This window comes from Hyphomicrobiaceae bacterium (assembly GCA_041397645.1).
Taxonomy (GTDB): Bacteria; Pseudomonadota; Alphaproteobacteria; order Rhizobiales; family Hyphomicrobiaceae; genus Hyphomicrobium_B.
Map to the genome: position 1 here is coordinate 1,729,942 of JAWKWE010000004.1, position 17,056 is coordinate 1,746,997.

The 17,056-nt window shown below is 59.5% G+C and carries 17 protein-coding genes; 2 read left to right on the plus strand and 15 right to left on the minus strand.

Annotated elements, in window-relative coordinates; all coding sequences use genetic code 11:
• Window positions 1-2: 2 nt before the first annotated feature.
• The 4 genes from R3D51_07975 to R3D51_07990 all read right to left on the minus strand — a co-directional run bounded on the left by R3D51_07975 (window position 3) and on the right by R3D51_07990 (window position 4,515).
• Complete coding sequence (locus tag R3D51_07975; GenBank protein MEZ5899416.1) at window positions 3-515, minus strand: hypothetical protein; 513 nt, start codon at window positions 513-515, stop codon at window positions 3-5.
• A gap of 79 nt (window positions 516-594) precedes the next feature.
• Entirely contained in the window at window positions 595-1,548 is a 954-nt protein-coding gene (mreC, locus tag R3D51_07980) for a rod shape-determining protein MreC (protein ID MEZ5899417.1), read from the minus strand.
• A gap of 55 nt (window positions 1,549-1,603) precedes the next feature.
• Window positions 1,604-2,674, minus strand: coding sequence for a rod shape-determining protein (locus R3D51_07985; GenBank protein MEZ5899418.1), 1,071 nt, complete (start codon window positions 2,672-2,674; stop codon window positions 1,604-1,606).
• Between the two features lie 281 nt (window positions 2,675-2,955).
• Window positions 2,956-4,515 carry a 2-isopropylmalate synthase gene (locus R3D51_07990; GenBank protein MEZ5899419.1) on the minus strand — a complete coding sequence of 520 codons (1,560 nt, stop codon included), beginning with the start codon at window positions 4,513-4,515 and terminating at the stop codon, window positions 2,956-2,958.
• 652 nt (window positions 4,516-5,167) lie between these two features.
• On the opposite strand from R3D51_07990, the gene R3D51_07995 reads away from it, so the two are divergent.
• Window positions 5,168-5,725, plus strand: a complete 558-nt coding sequence (locus R3D51_07995; GenBank protein ID MEZ5899420.1) for a cytochrome b — start codon at window positions 5,168-5,170, stop codon at window positions 5,723-5,725.
• 92 nt (window positions 5,726-5,817) lie between these two features.
• Here R3D51_07995 and R3D51_08000 read toward each other — a convergent pair whose 3' ends face one another.
• The 5 genes from R3D51_08000 to ilvC all read right to left on the minus strand — a co-directional run bounded on the left by R3D51_08000 (window position 5,818) and on the right by ilvC (window position 11,009).
• Window positions 5,818-6,729 carry a PhzF family phenazine biosynthesis protein gene (locus R3D51_08000; GenBank protein ID MEZ5899421.1) on the minus strand — a complete coding sequence of 304 codons (912 nt, stop codon included), beginning with the start codon at window positions 6,727-6,729 and terminating at the stop codon, window positions 5,818-5,820.
• A 115-nt stretch (window positions 6,730-6,844) separates the two neighbouring features.
• On the minus strand, window positions 6,845-7,612 hold the full coding sequence (locus R3D51_08005; protein ID MEZ5899422.1) for an NUDIX hydrolase: 768 nt from the start codon (window positions 7,610-7,612) through the stop codon (window positions 6,845-6,847).
• A gap of 628 nt (window positions 7,613-8,240) precedes the next feature.
• Window positions 8,241-8,507: a hypothetical protein gene (locus tag R3D51_08010; GenBank protein ID MEZ5899423.1), complete on the minus strand. Its 267-nt coding sequence runs from the start codon at window positions 8,505-8,507 to the stop codon at window positions 8,241-8,243.
• A gap of 151 nt (window positions 8,508-8,658) precedes the next feature.
• A complete protein-coding gene (locus R3D51_08015) occupies window positions 8,659-9,843 on the minus strand; it encodes a hypothetical protein (protein MEZ5899424.1) in 1,185 nt (394 codons plus the stop codon).
• 146 nt (window positions 9,844-9,989) lie between these two features.
• The gene (gene ilvC / locus R3D51_08020) at window positions 9,990-11,009 is read right to left on the minus strand and encodes a ketol-acid reductoisomerase (protein ID MEZ5899425.1); all 1,020 of its coding nucleotides are present in this window, start codon (window positions 11,007-11,009) and stop codon (window positions 9,990-9,992) included.
• A gap of 301 nt (window positions 11,010-11,310) precedes the next feature.
• Between ilvC and R3D51_08025 the strand changes: the two genes are divergently transcribed.
• Window positions 11,311-11,772 carry a DUF1190 domain-containing protein gene (locus R3D51_08025; protein MEZ5899426.1) on the plus strand — a complete coding sequence of 154 codons (462 nt, stop codon included), beginning with the start codon at window positions 11,311-11,313 and terminating at the stop codon, window positions 11,770-11,772.
• 48 nt (window positions 11,773-11,820) lie between these two features.
• Here R3D51_08025 and R3D51_08030 read toward each other — a convergent pair whose 3' ends face one another.
• The 6 genes from R3D51_08030 to R3D51_08055 all read right to left on the minus strand — a co-directional run bounded on the left by R3D51_08030 (window position 11,821) and on the right by R3D51_08055 (window position 17,056).
• The gene (locus R3D51_08030) at window positions 11,821-13,161 is read right to left on the minus strand and encodes a sorbosone dehydrogenase family protein (protein MEZ5899427.1); all 1,341 of its coding nucleotides are present in this window, start codon (window positions 13,159-13,161) and stop codon (window positions 11,821-11,823) included.
• 132 nt (window positions 13,162-13,293) lie between these two features.
• Window positions 13,294-13,941 (minus strand): LysE family translocator, encoded by a 648-nt coding sequence (locus R3D51_08035; protein MEZ5899428.1) that lies wholly within the window; start codon window positions 13,939-13,941, stop codon window positions 13,294-13,296.
• Window positions 13,942-14,007: 66 nt separating this feature from the next.
• Complete coding sequence (gene ilvN, locus R3D51_08040) at window positions 14,008-14,556, minus strand: acetolactate synthase small subunit (protein ID MEZ5899429.1); 549 nt, start codon at window positions 14,554-14,556, stop codon at window positions 14,008-14,010.
• 27 nt (window positions 14,557-14,583) lie between these two features.
• On the minus strand, window positions 14,584-15,255 hold the full coding sequence (locus R3D51_08045; protein ID MEZ5899430.1) for a glutathione S-transferase family protein: 672 nt from the start codon (window positions 15,253-15,255) through the stop codon (window positions 14,584-14,586).
• Between the two features lie 24 nt (window positions 15,256-15,279).
• Complete coding sequence (locus R3D51_08050; GenBank protein MEZ5899431.1) at window positions 15,280-16,389, minus strand: methyltransferase domain-containing protein; 1,110 nt, start codon at window positions 16,387-16,389, stop codon at window positions 15,280-15,282.
• Window positions 16,390-16,465: 76 nt separating this feature from the next.
• Entirely contained in the window at window positions 16,466-17,056 is a 591-nt protein-coding gene (locus R3D51_08055) for a hypothetical protein (GenBank protein MEZ5899432.1), read from the minus strand.

Genomic DNA, 17,056 nt, shown 5'->3' on the forward strand with positions numbered 1-17,056 from the left:
GCCTATCCTCCCCGAGACAACGACATGTCCTCGCGCGGGCCGTATGGCGCATCGAGGATGTGGAGAACAGGAACGATCACGATTGCCGCCAGCGCCGCCAGACCAGCGCCGCGCACGTAGGGTTGCCAGTCTAGTAATTCCAGGAAGTAGAGCGATGCGACAGCCCAGCCGAGAGCGGCGATTACAACCAGCGAGGCAGCGAAATTCGCCAGACGAACCAACTTGCCACGCCGGCCGGTGTCCTGACCCAAAACGCCGAGCGTATAGGCTGCGAGATAGATCAGCGGCCAGTAGCCGAGCGGCCCGTGTGTGAAGACGTCGAGCAAGAGCCCAGCCATGAAGATCGCCCACTCAGGGATCGCTTGCGGCCGCCGCAACGCCCAGTAATGGATCGCGACAACCGGCAGCATCGGGAGGAAGAAACGATCTTCGGTCGGCAAGCCCCAAGGCAGCGCCGCAATCACCGTCAGCAAAGCGACGGACAGTATGGGCACGACGTAGCCGAGTGCCCTCATCGGCCGGACCTCTTCAATCCAGAAGAAGTCTGCCGCAAATCTTGGGCTTCGCAACCAGACCCTGAACGAGTGCGCGCGCTCATTTCCGCGACCCCACGGCCGCAGGAATCGGACTTGGGAACCGCTCGCTTTGGATCGGCATTCCCACTTTTCCCGTCGCCTTGCCTTGGCTGTCGCCGAAGACATCCTGAGCGGCGTTGTTGTAAAACAGGACGCTGAGATATTCGAGCACGTCGAGCTCAGCACGCAGCTTGACGCGGGGCGCCGACGGATCGCCGATCACGGCGCCAATTCGCAGGCCGCGCGGGAAGAACCCACCTGTACCCGAGGTTGCCACCAGGTCGCCTGGTGCTATGGTCGCCTCAGGCGGAAGAAACAAGAGTTTGGGTTGGGGACCGTTGTCGCCAGCCATAATGGCGCGAACCGCCGACTTGCCAACCACAACCGGAATGCGGCTGTTGAGATCGTTGAGCAACAGCACGCGCGACGACGATACCCCAGTCTCGATCACGCGACCGACGAGGCCATCCGCGTTGACAACGGGATAGCCTTCGCGGATCTTGTGGGCCTCGCCCGCATCGATCATGACGCTGCGTACGAAGGCGCCGCTCGAGTCCGCGATGACGCGGCTCGTCACGAAATCTATTTTTGGAGCTTCGACCGTCTTGGTCAGCGCTTCCAGATGCGCCAGCTTGCGCTCCAATTCGCGCGCACGCCATTCCCAATTGGCAAGCTTCTGGTTCTCAAGCTTCAGACGGCGCAGCTCTTCCGTCATATCGACCTGAGCCGCGATCTGGCGTCCAACATGGCGCACCGGCTCCAATGGCACCATGGCGGCCTGCAAAATCGGGCTCATCCACTCTGCAATCCGCCAGCGCGCCTCTGCGAGCGCGGAATGATTGAGGCGGCTCAACAGCAACAATCCCAGACATAGTAATACCAGGGCAGGCAAGACCACGCGAATGCGTCCGTTTGCGGCAGGCTCAGAGCCGCGGCGCGTAAGGTTCAGCTTGTCGTGTCTTAGGCGGCTCATTCTCTCAATCCTGAAGGCCCGCGCGTTTGCGCTACTTCGTCCTGTGACGTGCGGCTCAAGGCTTGATCAGCAGATGCTCTCTCTCCTTGAGGTTGGCCAGAACAGCCGCCGACCCCTCGATGACGCAATTCTGTGGCTTTTCCGGAATGATGCACGGAATGCCGATGCGCCGCTCCAACTCGACGTCGAGCTTGGACAAGTTGGCGCCGCCGCCTGAAAGCGAGATACCACGTTCACACACATCCGTCGAAATCTCCGGCGGAAGATCCTCAATGGCGCGCTGTATGAATTCGGCGATCTCCTCCACCGTATCTTCCAGCGCCTCGGCAATGTCGTGCGGTCCGAGAACGACGGTCTTGGCCATCGCTTGGCGCAAATCGCGCCCCCGGATGAAAATCTCAGCCGCTTCACCGTTAATGGCGCGCGATGCGGACCCGGCCTCGATCTTAATGCGTTCGGCATTGGCTTCGCCGATAAGAAGCTGATGCTTACGGCGAACGAAGCGCACAATCGCCTCATCCATAGCATTGCCCGCGCACCGCAGCGAGCGGGCCTGGACGACGCCACCCAGCGATAGGACGGCAATATCAGTGGTACCACCGCCGATATCGACCACCATCGAGCCTGTCGGCTCATCGACCGGAAGGCCCGCGCCCAGCGCCGCAGCTACCGGCTCCTCAATCAGGAAAACCTTACGCGCACCCGCCGACAAGGCCGTTTCATAAACCGCGCGACGTTCCACCGGTGTTGCACCCGCCGGCACGCAGATCAGAATGCGTGGACGCACGAACTCCAACATGCTCTTGGTGCGCTTGATGAACTGGCGCAGCATTTCTTCGGTGGCGACGAAATCGGCGATAACGCCATCGCGCATCGGACGAATGGTCTCGATGCTCTCGGGCGTGCGCCCAACCATCATCTTCGCCTTGTGGCCAACGGCGAGAACGTCGCGCACACCGCCGCGCGAGCGAATGGCGACGACAGAGGGCTCGTCAATGACGACGCCGCGACCAGCCACATGCACCAGCGTGTTGGCCGTTCCCAAATCAATGGCAATGTCCTCCGACAGCACGCTGCCGACACCAAAACGCAACATATTGTACGACCGAGGCCCCTCGACACTCACGACACGCTTCTGGGTTCACCATCGGCCGGCATGGCGTGCCCTTACTGCTGGGATGCTCTTTTCAGGAACAACACTGTCGAAAGCAAGGCGCGCAAGCCGCCCTTCCGCCAACAGCCTTCATGGATCCATTGACGAGGCCAATTCCTCCCAAGCGCCCGGATCATACCCTTAAGTCCATGACACGCAAATTCAAACGCGCCGGAAGGTGTTGTCCTCCCGGCGCGTTTGCTTAATGGCTCAGGCTCGCTTCAGGTTGCGGATGCTCCTGATTTTTGAGCGTCTTAGACTGCTTGCTGGGCCTGCGCGAGCTTCTGGCGCTTGACCATCAGTTTGCTCAAAGCGGCGACGTAGGCCCGGGCGGAGGCAACGAGCGTATCGGGGTCAGCCGAGCGGCCCGTGACCATGCGGCCATCCTCTTCCAGACGCACGGAAACCTCGGCCTGGGCATCCGTGCCCTCGGTCACCGCGTGGACCTGATAGAGATCCAGCCGCGCGTCATGGGGCACCAGCTGCTTGATGGCGTTGAAGGTTGCGTCAACAGGTCCATTACCCGTGGCCTGCACCGTCTTTGCCTGGCCAGCGATGTTGAGCGTCAGAGTGGCCGTTTGCGGTCCCATCGTGCCTGCGATCACTGTCAGCGACTCGACCTTGAACTCGTCGTTGCGATGCGCGACGCCTTCATCGACCAGCGCCTCGATGTCCTCGTCGTACACGTGCTTCTTGCGATCTGCGAGCGCCTTGAAGCGATTGAATGCATCCTCGAAGGAATTTTCGCCCAAGTCGTATCCCAGCTCCTTGAGCTTGGAGCGGAAGGCGGCGCGGCCCGAATGCTTGCCCATGACGAGCGACGACTTGCCCACGCCGACGCTCTCGGGCGTCATGATCTCATAGGTCGACGTGTTCTTGAGCACGCCATCCTGATGGATGCCACTCTCGTGCGCGAACGCATTCCGCCCGACGATGGCCTTGTTGTACTGGACGGGGAAGTTCGTCACCGCAGACACGAGCTTGGAGGCGCGCGCCAGCATCTCCGTCTTGATGCCGGTACGGTATGGCAGGAGATCAGGGCGCGTGCGGATAGCCATGACGACTTCCTCCAGCGCTGCGTTACCGGCCCGCTCCCCCAGTCCGTTGATGGTGCACTCGATCTGACGTGCCCCCGCCCGCAGACCGGCCAGCGAGTTGGCAACCGCAAGGCCCAGATCGTCATGGCAATGCGTAGAGACCACCACCTTGTCCATGCCCGGCACGCGCGTTTTCAGCATCATGATGAGGTCGTAGTATTCCTCCGGCGTGGCATAGCCCACGGTGTCAGGAACATTGATGGTTGTTGCGCCCGCCTTGATGGCAGCCTCCACGACACGGCACAGATAGTCGTGCTCTGTGCGGGTGGCATCCATTGCGCTCCACTCGACGTCATCGGTGAAGCCACGCGCACGCGAGACCGAAGCGATCACGCGCTCATGAACCTGCTCCTGATCGAGCCCCAGCTGAAATTGGCGATGCAGCGGCGACGTACCGATGAATGTGTGGATGCGGCCGCGCCTGGCGGGTTTGATTGCTTCGCCTGCCCGGTCGATGTCGGCGGGGTTGGCGCGCGCCAGACCGCAGATCACCGAATTCTTGGCGAGTTTGGCGATCTCGCAGACAGACTCAAAGTCGCCATCGGACGCGATGGGAAATCCCGCCTCAATAATATCGACGCCCATATCATCCAGGATCTCCGCGACTTGGAGCTTTTCCTCGAAGGTCATTGTCGCGCCGGGACACTGCTCGCCATCGCGCAGCGTGGTGTCGAAAATCACGACTTGGTCGTGCTGATTGGTGCTAGCTGTCGTCATAGGATATCTCGTCCTTACCGGGCCTGCCGCGCAACGCGCGGGCATCCCTCATGCCATCTTATGCCAAGTGTTCCTTTCGAGCCTCCCCTGAGCGCCGGCCGGACACCAGTCCGGTGCCAATGGCTCAGGGGCCGATAAGGCTCGTAAGCGACAGCGTAAGGAGCCCGACCTGTGCCGGACGCGCGCAAATCACCGACGCCGACATTGAACGGCCAGCGGTCAACGCCGAGCACGCCTCCGCCGGGCCACCCGTAGGGCGGCCATCGCGGCGCTCAAAGGACGTTACACGGCGCATTTGCTCTGCTGCCTGATTGTTGTGCATAAATTCTGGTCAAGGAAGCTCACCCAGCACGTGGGCGCCAGGGAACCTTAAGACCAATAAGCCTAAGAGAGCCTGAAAAAGCAAGCTTGGAGTTGCACACATTCCTCCAAACACATGATTTCATCACAGATCCGCGGCCAGTTTGCCGCACGAATTGCCTTCATCCAGCCGACGGAGTACGCGGTTAAGATCGTTTTCCCAACAGTATCGCCGGTCTTTGAGCCGCTTCTTGTGAGCCATGGGGCGCGGCGGTCCATTGTGCGTCAACCCCCTTCACCGGGCTTCAGGATGGAGCCGGTCAACTCGGCATGAACGTAAGGACACATTTTGATGACAGTTTCCGCTATCGACGCTCCCCGAACGTACTCACGCGCAATGCTCTGGCTTCACTGGGGCATCGCCTTGCTGATCGCAGCAGCGTTCGCGACCATCGAGTTCCGCGAGTTCTTTGAAAAGGGCACACCGGTCCGCGAGGGGCTGAAAACGGTTCACTTCTTCATCGGCATCAGCATTCTCGCGTTCGTCATTGTGCGCCTTGTCCTGCGCGCGACCCAAACTGCGCCTGCTATCACCCCGCCGCCACCCGCTTGGCAGACGGGCTTGTCGCATCTCATGCACACCGCGCTTTACGGTTTCATGCTCGCGTTGCCGATTTTAGGATGGCTGACGTTGAGCGCGGCGGGCAAGCCCATTCCATTCGGACTGCCCGCATTGGTCGAGCAGAGCAAAGACGCCGCCGGCTGGTACAAGGATCTCCATCACGAGTTGGGTGAGATTCTCTACTACGTCATCGGCCTGCACGTCGCTGCGGCGCTCTTTCATCATTACATGGTGAAGGACAACACGCTAAAGCGCATGGTGCCGGCCTTGAACCGCGCCTCCACCTGAGCCGCTGCATTACTCGTCGGCCACGTCACTAAAGCAAAACGCGGACCCAAACGGGCCCGCGTTTTTTTGTATGAGCAAAAGGTGCGGCGGCTTCAGAGGTTGAGCGTGCCTTGAGCCACCCGCACGACATGGCCGCCAATGCGAACGCCAGTCAATTTGTCCCCTTCGATCGTGATCGCCAACGAAATGCTGCTCGGGCGACCCATCTCGATGCCTTGCTCGATCTGAAGCTTGTGCGTTCCCTCGGTCAGATCGTCGAAATGATAGACGACACGGGCAAAGCCGATGGATGCCGATCCGGTGGCCGGATCCTCTGGAACGCCCACGTCAGGTGCAAACAGACGGGCATGAAATGCCGAATGCGAGCGCACGCATTGGCGCGTGTACAGGTAGACCCCCATGATGCCCTTGTCGGTCACGACGCGACTCCAGTGCCCCGCAGTCACGCGGACCTTGGACATGGCTTCCAGATTGGCGATCGGCACATAGGCGAAGACGTTTGCATCGCGCACCACTGTCGGTTTGTGATTTTCAAACCCGATCTCGCTGGCGATCAGTCCAAGGGCTGCTGCCAACTCATCGCGCTGGCCGAGGGTCTCGACTTCTCCGGGCAACTTGGGCGCGTCGAACTCGCCGAATGCGCCAGCACCTGCACGCAGCCGCACGCCAACGCGCACGCTGCCAATCTCCTCCTCAAGTGCGATGATCGCATCCCGCTCGCCGTTGACGACCGGCATCCGCAGCTCCGCGAGCAACGCAGCCGTTCCCAGCGTAGGATGGCCCGCGAACGGCACTTCGCGTGTGGGCGTAAAGATGCGGATCTTGGCTGTATGACCGGGCGCGGTCGGCTTGCGCACGAAGACAGTCTCAGAAAGATTGAATTCGCGCGCGATGGCCTGCATCTCACCGGCCGTTAACCGGTCTGCCTCATGCACAACAGCAAGAGGGTTTCCGCCGAGCGCGCGCTCCGTGAATACGTCCAGAATGTAGTAGTCGAGCGCCATGCACTGCTCCTAAAGCCCGCCCTGTGGCAAAGCGGCGGCACCATGGGCCAAAGGCATGTTTCAGCCAAGCGCTTTTTTTGAAGCACGGCCGTGCGGAAGGAGCGCCAATGCTTCGCTAATCGAAGGACCATGCAAACGAAGAGGCCAACAGCACGCGCGCATAGTGTGCCATCGCCAGCCCTTCCATGTCTGCGGGGCTTTTGAGAACGACAACCTCGGCAAGCTCCGGATTACTCTCTGCGGCAATGTGCGCATGAACGCGTTGCACAAGATCGTCGGCGCCGAGCGGCGAGACATAGGGGACCGCAAACGAAACGTGGGCGGCAACCTGGGTGACCAGAAACCCATGCTGCGGTGTAACCGCCGACGCATCAAGACCAGTCTCTTCAGCAAGCTCTCGCGCGACGCTCCCGCGCACGTCGATCTGGTGATCCTCCGACACATCGCGCGCATCGATAAATCCGCCCGGAAGATAGGCCAGCCCCTCATTGATATTGCCCGGCATCTGCCGCCCGAGGATGACGTAGCCTTCGCGCGAACGGATCAGAGCCGAGCCAAACCCGTCGCGCACCTGAGCCTCGTCCGGATAGCCCTCGTCGCGCCAGTAAAGGTAGTCCTTGAACTCGGTAGCGAGAAAGTCTGCGGTGGCATGACCGTCTTCGATATGAAGTCCATTCAGTACGTGCACGACGCCGTTGAAGAAATTCGGATTGGCCGCACATGCCATCCGCCAGTGATCGGCGATGACCTCGCGATGGTTATGGGCATAACGCCAGGTGCCCGAAACGAGGTGCGCATTTAACGATTCTATCCGCACCACACTCTCGACGGCACTCGCTGTGGTCTTCATTTCCAGATCGCTGTCCTTCTGAGTATCGCGCAATTCACTGTTCCACCGCAGACCATGCGTGTACGCAACGAATTGCCGCCAAATCGCCTAATTGGGCAAAACTCCGGTTGCCGAAGTTGACGTCGGGCCAAATGCTCAACGCCTTTATATAACGGCATATTTCAAGGTAGCGGTCTGGGGAAAATTTCATGAGCCGCGATGTTTGCGCACTTTGGCCATCGTGACGTCAGATTCCAACCGTCTATTTCCATCAACGACGTCGCGCGGGGGTGACAGTCAAGGACTGAAGACGACGGAAAGCACCGCTTCCTGTCTAATTACCGAATGATGTTGCGTTCGTCCGCTCGCCGGGGAAGGCGCAAGGCGCGCAACTGTGAAGGGGTCGTTGGGGGTTTTCTATTTCGTAGAACAAGGATGTCGATCCATTCGTCCAGCATCCGGCGGCAGCGCGTCATGCAAAGCCGTTGGTGACGGGCAGCGGAGGTCCCCGCTCCTCCGCTGCCCGTGTTAGCCTTCTGCGGTTTCCCGGGTTTCGGGATATGCGGAAAGCTGGCAAAGCTCGCTCGCGCTGTTCAAGCCACAACCCTCCCCAAGGATGGCAGCGCGAGCGGTTTTTCCTCTCTAGTGCGGTTCCTTCTTCAGCGCGTCAGTAATTCTTGATTCATAGGCACCCGGTGATGGTCGAGCCGCATTTGACGTAGTGGTTGAGCGCCTCCCACTCGCAGCACGGCTCCTCTTTCCTGCAGATCCATACCGTGCGCTCGCCGTCCCCGAATCTCATTTTGCAGAGCTTCTCGCCAGGACGCACCGAACGGGTCGGCTTTGGCCACCCCTTCATAGACCGCGCCTCACCTTCCGCCGCCATCACCGAACCAGAAACGGCAAAGGTGCCGGACAAAGCTGCTGCGATCAAAAAGCGTTTCAGCATGTGCGGCTCCCTTTAGAACGCATGGGGCATATCTCACCGGCGTCTTGTGTACTCATCGGGTGGATACGTCGCGTATCGTGCACAAGCTGACAGCGCGCGCTAGAGCGCACGAGCCGCAACAAACCGAAATCTCTTATGCTGGCGATGAATTTTACTTCAAAAGAACCCAGCCCGCGATCAGTGCTGCTGTGATCGAATAGATAATCAGAAGCACAAATCCCCACCTGTGATCGCCACGGGATATCGCCACGTCTTCCGCCGTGCCCTTTTCTTCGCCTTGCCAGGACGTCACCACGACCCTCAAAAGGGATGCGATAATGAAGGCATAGGACAGCATGTAGATCTTATCGAGCATGGTGAAGTAGTCGGCATCAGGCAGCGACGCGGCCGCCGTGAGCTGAATGGCCACCAAAGTCAGCAGTGCGGTGATCGCAAGCCCTATGCGGCCTTCGACAAAGTGCGGATTGACGAAGAATACCAGCGTCGCGCACAGCACGATAAGCAGTATCGGCACAAACGTCTTGATCGCGAGCGTGAACATCGGCCGCGTGATGGGCACGGACAGTATAACCCGAGAATAGCTCTCAGCTTCGGGCATCGACAGATCTCCGAAGTCTGTCGGATATTTATAGGGCTCGATCTCCAGGCGCGGCTTGCCTATGTGAAAACCCGGCAATGTCAGCTTCGGATTGATCGTAAGGGCGCGCGTGTCGGCGATGAATCTCTGCTCGGCTGCGCCTGAGACGGAGTCCTCGACAACGAACTCCAGCGTCTGACGATCGAAAGGATACTTCTCGAAGCGGAATTTTTTTGCGAACCGTCCCTGGTAGCGAATGATGTTGTAGAGCGTGCCGTCAGGCATTTCCTTTGGCGCATCCAGCAGCACGGTCTTTTGCTGCGACTCCGGATCGAAGATGTTCATGAACTCGAGGCTCTTGATCGGATCGAGGTCCTTGCTCCGCCAGCGAAGCCAAAGATAGAGATCCACGACATAGCTGTCAGTCTTGAAGTCGATGTCCTGAATATCATTGATGTAGACGCCGATGGTGACGTCGGCGGGCGCCTGCGGTGCTGCGGGAAGCGCACGGGCAGCCGGCTCCTTGATGGCGGGGTCCGGTTGCGCAGGCTTATGTTGCTCAGAAGCAGGGGGTGACGCGTACTCTTGCTGCTGCGCCGGCGGGCTTGCATCCTGGGCAAAGGTGCTTGAGTGCAGAGCGAACAACATTCCGGCTGAGAGCACGCACGTACGAAAAGCAAGAAAGAGCCGCCCAGCGATACTCGTCTTCTCCTCTCCCAACTTACCCAAGCGCCGCCATTCAACCAGAACATCAACCATTCGACACATCCCGCTGCTGAAGCACGCAAACTTAACGCCAAATGCCTAGCCTTCAAGCCGCTGGCCGCGTGGAGCAAAAATGAAGCGGCCGCCGAAATGCCTCGGCGGCCGTTCAATTTCTTACGCTTGGCCGTTAGGCCGAAGTATTAGTTGCGGCCCTTGTCGACCAGCTTGTTCTTGGCAATCCACGGCATCATGCCGCGCAGCTTGGAGCCAACCTCTTCGATCTGATGGGCGTCGTTGAGGCGGCGCGTTGCCTTGAAGCTCGGCTGACCGGCCTTGCACTCCAGCATCCAATCGCGCGTGAAGCGGCCACTCTGGATGTCCTGGAGAACGCGCTTCATCTCCGCCTTGGTTTCCGGCGTGACGATACGCGGACCAGTTTTGTACTCGCCGTATTCGGCGGTGTTGGAGATCGAGTAGTTCATGTTGGCGATGCCGCCCTCATAGATGAGGTCGACGATCAGCTTCACCTCGTGGAGGCATTCGAAGTAAGCCATCTCGGGAGCGTAACCCGCTTCCACGAGCGTCTCGAAGCCTGCACGGATCAGCTCAACAAGGCCACCGCACAGCACTGCCTGTTCGCCGAACAGGTCGGTCTCACACTCTTCCTTGAAGGTCGTCTCGATCACGCCCGAACGGCCACCGCCGATTGCAGAGGCATAGGAGAGGAACAGGTCGTGAGCGTTGCCGCTCTTGTCCTGATGGATGGCGATGAGGCAAGGCACGCCGCCGCCCTTTTGATATTCGCCACGCACCGTGTGGCCGGGGCCTTTCGGCGCGACCATACCGACATCGAGATCCTCACGCGGCTCGATCAGATTGAAGTGGACGTTGAGGCCGTGCGCGAACATGAGGGCGGCGCCCTTCTTCATGTTGTCGTGCAGATGCTCGCGGTAGATGTCGCCCTGCAGCTCGTCGGGCGTCAGCATCATGATGACGTCGGCCCACTTGGCGGCCTCGGCCACGTCCATCACCTTCAGCTTTTCCTGCTCGGCCTTCTTGGCGGAGGACGAACCCTTGCGCAGCGCAATCGCAACTTCCTTGACGCCGCTGTCGCGCAGGTTGAGCGCGTGGGCATGTCCCTGGCTGCCATAGCCGACGATGGCGACCTTCTTGGACTTGATCAGGTTGATGTCGGCATCACGATCGTAATAGACGCGCATGGGCGGCCTTTCGGGTTTCCCGGTCGAAATTCGATTCAGCGGGGATAGGTTGAAGATAGAACCGGAATGGGACGCGCGCGTCACCACCCCAAATCTCGCGCCGGAACCTAACCATATCGCCCGGCGCTTTCAACGCCTGCGAAGGGGCTAATTTGCGCCTTTTTGCCCTCCGAAGCGGTCCGCGACGACATAGCGTTAACCCCGCCTCAACCTCAAAGGCGGCAAACTGGCTTTGAACCGGTTCGAACTTTTCTATTCAAGGCCCAACGTTATGCCGCGGTTGTATAGTGTTATCCCCCTTATGGCTGCTCTAGCCGTCGCTGGTTGCGGGAAAGGCGAGCGGAAGAGCGCAGCGAGCATTCCCCCGGCTGAAAAGGCCATTTACATGTCGACCGCGGACTGCGTGAACGGCGGAAAATTGACGGCCGAAGTCTGCTCGATCCTCGTCGACAGAGCGGTCAAAATCCACGAACAGACCTCCGAAACCTTCAAGGGCCTGCGATCCTGCGAGGAAGCTTCCGGCCCCGATCGCTGCGAACGTGACATGAATGGCACGTATCGGATGCGCATGCAGGCGTTCCTCTTCGAGTTTGGTGGCGGCAAGCAGCCAAATGCAACGCCGCTTTACCCCTCGATCGAAGGCAAGGTTGGCTTCCGCGATACAAAGAAGAAGGCCGTGGCAGCTCTCGACGACAACATGATCGTCTCGCAGCAATCGCTGCAGGTTGCCTACGAAAATTCCAAAATCGGCAAGCGCCGCTAAAATCTTCTCGCGACGAAGCCTAACAGATCGACGAGGCTGAAGCTCCCGCTATCGAGCGGCTGCGTCGGCGCTAACATGCCAGATCTTGTTGCCGACATCGTCGGCCACCAGCAGACCTCCCTTGCCATCAAGCGTCACGCCGACCGGGCGGCCACGCGCCTGGCCCTTCTCATTGAGAAATCCACCGAGCACCACACTCGGCGCCCCGGATGGCTTTCCGTCTACAAACGGCACAAAGATGACGCGATAGCCGGTCGGCACGGTGCGATTCCAACTACCATGCTGGCCGATGAAAGCACCCGATACGTATGCGGCGCCTAGCGTCTTACCGTCCGAGAACGCAAGTCCGAGCGAGGCCGTATGCGCGCCTAGCGCATAGTCAGGCATTTCTGCTTCCGGCACTTCACCCGACTTCGGGTTCGGCGCGCGATCATCGAGATGCGTCGCGTAATACTTCTGCGGCCAGCCGTAAAACGCCCCATCCTTTACATGTGTCAGATAGTCGGGAACGAGGTTGTCGCCCAGCTCGTCGCGCTCGTTGACGACGGTCCAGAGTTCATCCGTGCCTGTCTTGAAATCCATGCCCACGGGATTGCGCAGTCCGGTTGCGAACGACCGTGCCTTTCCGTCGGCCAGCTTGATCTCCCAAATCGCTGCCCTGCCCTCTTCCTCCGCCAATCCATTCTCGCCAACGTTACTGTTGGACCCGATCGCCGCGTATAGTCGGCTACCGTCGCGGCTGGCGATAATGTTCTTGGTCCAGTGGTGATTGCGCGGACCTCCAGGCAGCGGCGTGACGATCTCGGCAGGCTCCGCAATCCTTTCTGCTCCTGCCTTGTGAGGAAAGCGCACGACAGCATCGGCGTTGGCGACATAAAGCGTGTCGCCGACAAGTGCCATTCCAAACGGCGACATCAGGTTATCAAGCAGCACGGAACGCTTGTCCGCCTTACCGTCACCATCGCTATCGACCAGCCGCGTAATGCGATTTGGGCTCGCCACCCCCGCGCCCGCCTTGCCCATGAAGAACGACATCACCCACGACTTGAGACCACCTGCCTCTTTGGGCGGTCTGTTCGTTTCAGCAACCAGAACACTGCCGTCGGGAAGCACGTACAGCCAACGGGGATGATCGAGTCCGCCGGCGAATTCAACGACACGCAATCCCTGCGCGACAACCGGAAGCTCATCCTCGCCCCAGCCCACAGGCTTTGGAATCTGGATTGTCGGAACCCACGCGGTCCGAGGTTCGGCCAGTTTGGGCGAGGGCCCGAAGACCTCGTCCTCGCCAATCTCCAACGGCGCGACGACGGCCGCCGCCAAAGTGACGGCGCCCGCAGTTGCCGCGATCACGGCCAGGATCGACAAACCAAAAAAGATGCCCTTCATCTCAAAGACTTCCTCATTAGGCATTGCGCAACGTCGCATTCCACTGCGCCGCTTACCGTTTCGAATACGCATCCGAGCTTGAAAGGTTTCGTTCCGGTCTGCAACGCCCCCGAATGGAGAGCGGGTCATCCGTTAGCCGCGCGTCTGCACCGCAACGCCAGACAAGCCGTGCGAGAACAGCGGCCAGAGCGAAGCGAGCAGCGCCAGTGCCATAATCCGATTGAACCAGATGCGTCGCGTCTCATCCTGCAGGAACTCGCGAAGTCCCTGTCCGAACAAGGCCCAGGTTGAGGCCGATGTCAGCGACATGAAGAAGACCAGCGCCAGCATCGCAGGCAGATCTTTGGCCAGCTGGTCCGGTCTCAGGAAATTGGCGCTTGCCGCAAGTCCCATCCCTACGCCCTTGGGATTGATCCACTGAAAGAGCGCCGCTTGCAGAAACGTCAGAGGAGTTCCTTCGCTCTCGCCTTGGCCTTCGCCCGCGCGCGGCACCGGACGCGCGGCTGTTGCGATCTTCCATGCCAGCCAGCCCAGGTAGAGCGCACTTGCAATCTTCAGGGCGTCGAATACTTGCGGATGGATGGCGACCACACGTCCTATGCCCAGCGCCAGGGCGGCAAACATCACACCGTAGCCAATGACGATGCCCAGGATGTGCGGCAGCGTGCGCGTGAAGCCATAGTTCACGCCCGAGGCCAGCAGCATTGTATTGTTGGGCCCCGGCGTGAAGCTCGCCACGAAGACGAACGCCAGCGCCGACAGGAAGACGTCTAAGGGCATCTTAATGTGCCATGGTTGGTTGGATGACCGGAAAGGCGATCAGCGCCCGCCCGACGCGCTTTCTACCTACAGCGTCGCGGCGCCACGTCCGATGGCGGCAATGCCGGTGCGCGACACTTCCGTCAGCCCAAGTTCGCGCATGATGCCGATGAAGGTCTCGATCTTTGAGGCTTTGCCCGTCACTTCGAATACGAAGTGTTCTGTGGAGGTGTCCACCACCTGAGCCCGGAAGATCTCAGCAAGACGCAGTGCCTCGATGCGTTTTTCGCCCTTGCCTTGCACCTTCACCAGCGCAAGCTCGCGTTCCAGTGACAGTCCTTCCAGAGTGAGATCGCGCACGCGGTGGATGGGGACCATCCTCTCCAGCTGATGCTTGATCTGCTCAATGACGGCAGGCGTGCCGCGCGTGACGATGGTAATGCGCGATACATGTTTCTCGTGCTCAGTCTCGGTCACCGTCAACGAGTCGATGTTGTAGCCGCGCGCGGTGAAAAGTCCGATGACGCGCGCCAACACGCCCGGCTCGTTGTCGACCATGATCGACAACGTGCGTGAGACCACTTCCTGCGATAGAAGCGGGCTTGGATAGTGCGACTGTTTGAGCGGATCGGCCATAGTCTTTGCTTTCGTTGTTCGTCGTTGTCAGCGATAGGTTTCGACGGCTTCGTGGCCGTCTTCATATTCATCGATCATCCATGGCTCGGCGAGCGCAGCGCTCTTCCAAGCGGCAAATGCGGGAAACGTCAAAATCGTATCCATGTAGGCGCGTGTATCTGGGGCAACCGGCACTTGATAGGTATCCAGGCGCGTGACCACAGGCGCGAACATGGCGTCTGCCGCGCAGAAATGTCCCAGCAGAAAATCGTTTCGGCCCGCGAACTCCGCTCTGGTTTCGCGCCACAATTGCTCAATGCGCGCGACATTCGTCTTGGCATCATCGCTAAGGGCCGGCGTCTTGAACCGCTTACCAAGGTTCATCGGCAATTCCTTTCGCAGGGCAAGAAATCCGCCATGCATTTCGTGCGCGATGGACCGGGCCTGAGCGCGAGCAAAGACATCCTGGGGCCAAATCTCAAGGCCGGGAAACTTCTCCGCCAAGTATTCGATGATCGCGAGGCTTTCCCATACGAGAGCGTCGCCGTCGAAAAGGACCGGGACTTTGCCAGACGGCGAGATGCGCGAGATCATCTCTTTAGTTTCTGGCCGCCGTAGCGGAATTACCAACTCATCGAAAGGAATGCCGAAGGCGCGCATCACCAGCCACGGCCGCATTGACCACGATGAATAGAGCTTATTGGCGATCACGAGCCGCATGGCTATTTCTGCTCTTGCTTCATTTCAAGCGCTCCTCATGGGGCGGGTCTCCGCGGACGAAATATCACCTGTTGTGCCGCCCGACTTCTGTGCCCAACATAGAAGGCTATCGGCGACATGCTTGAGAGGCGGTATGAATTTGCTCGCCGCAACCAAAGCCGTGGACGTGGCAAGAACCGGCTTCAAACGTGTTGGCATCAGTGAGAAGTCGCTCCACTGCCAGCCCAGCCCGAAGAAGCAGTCGGGTGTAATTCGGGTTCGGCCGATCTTCGTCTCAAAGACGTCCTGCATCTCTCCAATTGTCCAGTAGCGTACCTCGAAATTCACGGGCTCGCGAAATCTGCGCCTGAGTTGATGCTGAAAGCTGCGTAGACCGAGGGTATGGGCCATTTGCACCTTCGCGCACCCACCCGGTCCCAACACGCGGCCCATTTCATCAATTGCGAGTTGCGCATTGGGCTTCGCAAAGTGCTGAATGACGCTGTACGAGTGGGCAACGTCGAAGCTTCCATCACGAAATGGCAGGTAGCGTGCATCGGCTACCAGATAGCGCACATCGAGACCGAGTTGTTTAGCGACCCGGCGGGCGGCCATGATGGCGCCGAGTGACGGATCTATCCCTACCGCTCTAAATCCGCGTTGTGCCGCGGAGAGACACCAGCGGCCCCAACTGCACCCCACATCAAGGAGTTCTTCGCGCGCCTGGCTGATCAACCCGATTTCTGGGATTGGATATCGACGCAATCCGCTATCCCCGACGAGGTGCGAATAGGCATTTCCGTTCGTCGCTTTCAAAATGACTGAAACGACTGGATCCAACTCAGTCCGGCGATCATTTAGCAGGTCGATTAGTAACACTTTCTCGGGCTCTCCGATCGCCAAAGATTCAAGATACAACTGCGGCGCGCGTTGATCGATGATGTCTGTATTACCCTTTGCCCGTTCGATCGAGGCGCGAGCGATGTCCATCGTCTGCTCTTCATCATCAAGCAGCATCACGGGAATACCATCGACCACGGGGTACGTCCGGCCCGCCGCCGACACGAGAGCTCTGCCGTCGAAGCTCAGCTCTGTCTTGTCCCGCGGACAGACTAGCGTCTCAATGTACCAGTCATCGATGAGGGGGGACGTCATTTCGGCGCCTCCGCGACGAGCCACGGCCGCAACGACCACGACGAATACAGTTTGTTGGCGATCACGAGCCGCATGGCTATTTCTGCTCGCCTTCTGGGTTTGGAATGCGCACGCCCGTTCCGCTATCGGGATTGCCGTCGGCATCGCCCGTGCCATCGCTACCGTCGGGACCTTGCTGGTGACCATTCTTCTTGCCGGCGTTGGGGAACACCAGCTTGATGAACAGCGGCATCGCATGCTCATCGACGGCCTTTTTCAGGCTGTCGGCTTGCTCCTGACTGATATTGTACTGCTTGAAGATCGCCAGAAAGCGCCCACGCATGGCGCGCGCGATTACTTCGGGGGAAGGCGCCTTCATGTCGGCGAGCTTTTCAGGCGGCACCTTCGAGTAGATGACGGCAAGCAACTGGGAGAGCATGTAGTCCTGCGCCATGCAGGCCTCCAGGCCCTCGGTGTACTTCTCCGCCAGCATGTGGGTCTTGTAGCAAGCTTCCAGAAACTTCAGGACCGCCTCGGAGCCTTGACGACGCTGCATTTCAGCCAACCGTTTGGCAGCGTCGGTGACATTTTTGGTCTGGTCCCAGTTGGTGTCTGCCGCGTGCGCAGGCGTCAGCACCATCGACGCTGCGAAAAACGTCAATGCCGCCAACCACCCAGATGCGCGCAC

Bases quoted from the DNA above. Each gene is read 5' to 3' on its own strand.
- ilvC (MEZ5899425.1), bottom strand. From the start codon at position 11,009: ATGCGCGTCTATTACGATCGTGATGCCGACATCAACCTGATCAAGTCC.
- mreC (MEZ5899417.1), bottom strand. From the start codon at position 1,548: ATGAGCCGCCTAAGACACGACAAGCTGAACCTTACGCGCCGCGGCTCT.
- R3D51_08045 (MEZ5899430.1), bottom strand. From the start codon at position 15,255: ATGCGGCTCGTGATCGCCAATAAGCTCTATTCATCGTGGTCAATGCGG.
- R3D51_08015 (MEZ5899424.1), bottom strand. From the start codon at position 9,843: ATGGTTGATGTTCTGGTTGAATGGCGGCGCTTGGGTAAGTTGGGAGAG.
- R3D51_07975 (MEZ5899416.1), bottom strand. From the start codon at position 515: ATGAGGGCACTCGGCTACGTCGTGCCCATACTGTCCGTCGCTTTGCTG.
- R3D51_08010 (MEZ5899423.1), bottom strand. From the start codon at position 8,507: ATGCTGAAACGCTTTTTGATCGCAGCAGCTTTGTCCGGCACCTTTGCC.
- R3D51_08025 (MEZ5899426.1), top strand. From the start codon at position 11,311: ATGGCTGCTCTAGCCGTCGCTGGTTGCGGGAAAGGCGAGCGGAAGAGC.
- R3D51_08035 (MEZ5899428.1), bottom strand. From the start codon at position 13,941: ATGCCCTTAGACGTCTTCCTGTCGGCGCTGGCGTTCGTCTTCGTGGCG.
- ilvN (MEZ5899429.1), bottom strand. From the start codon at position 14,556: ATGGCCGATCCGCTCAAACAGTCGCACTATCCAAGCCCGCTTCTATCG.
- R3D51_08030 (MEZ5899427.1), bottom strand. From the start codon at position 13,161: ATGAAGGGCATCTTTTTTGGTTTGTCGATCCTGGCCGTGATCGCGGCA.
- R3D51_07995 (MEZ5899420.1), top strand. From the start codon at position 5,168: ATGACAGTTTCCGCTATCGACGCTCCCCGAACGTACTCACGCGCAATG.
- R3D51_08050 (MEZ5899431.1), bottom strand. From the start codon at position 16,389: ATGACGTCCCCCCTCATCGATGACTGGTACATTGAGACGCTAGTCTGT.
- R3D51_07990 (MEZ5899419.1), bottom strand. From the start codon at position 4,515: ATGACGACAGCTAGCACCAATCAGCACGACCAAGTCGTGATTTTCGAC.
- R3D51_08000 (MEZ5899421.1), bottom strand. From the start codon at position 6,729: ATGGCGCTCGACTACTACATTCTGGACGTATTCACGGAGCGCGCGCTC.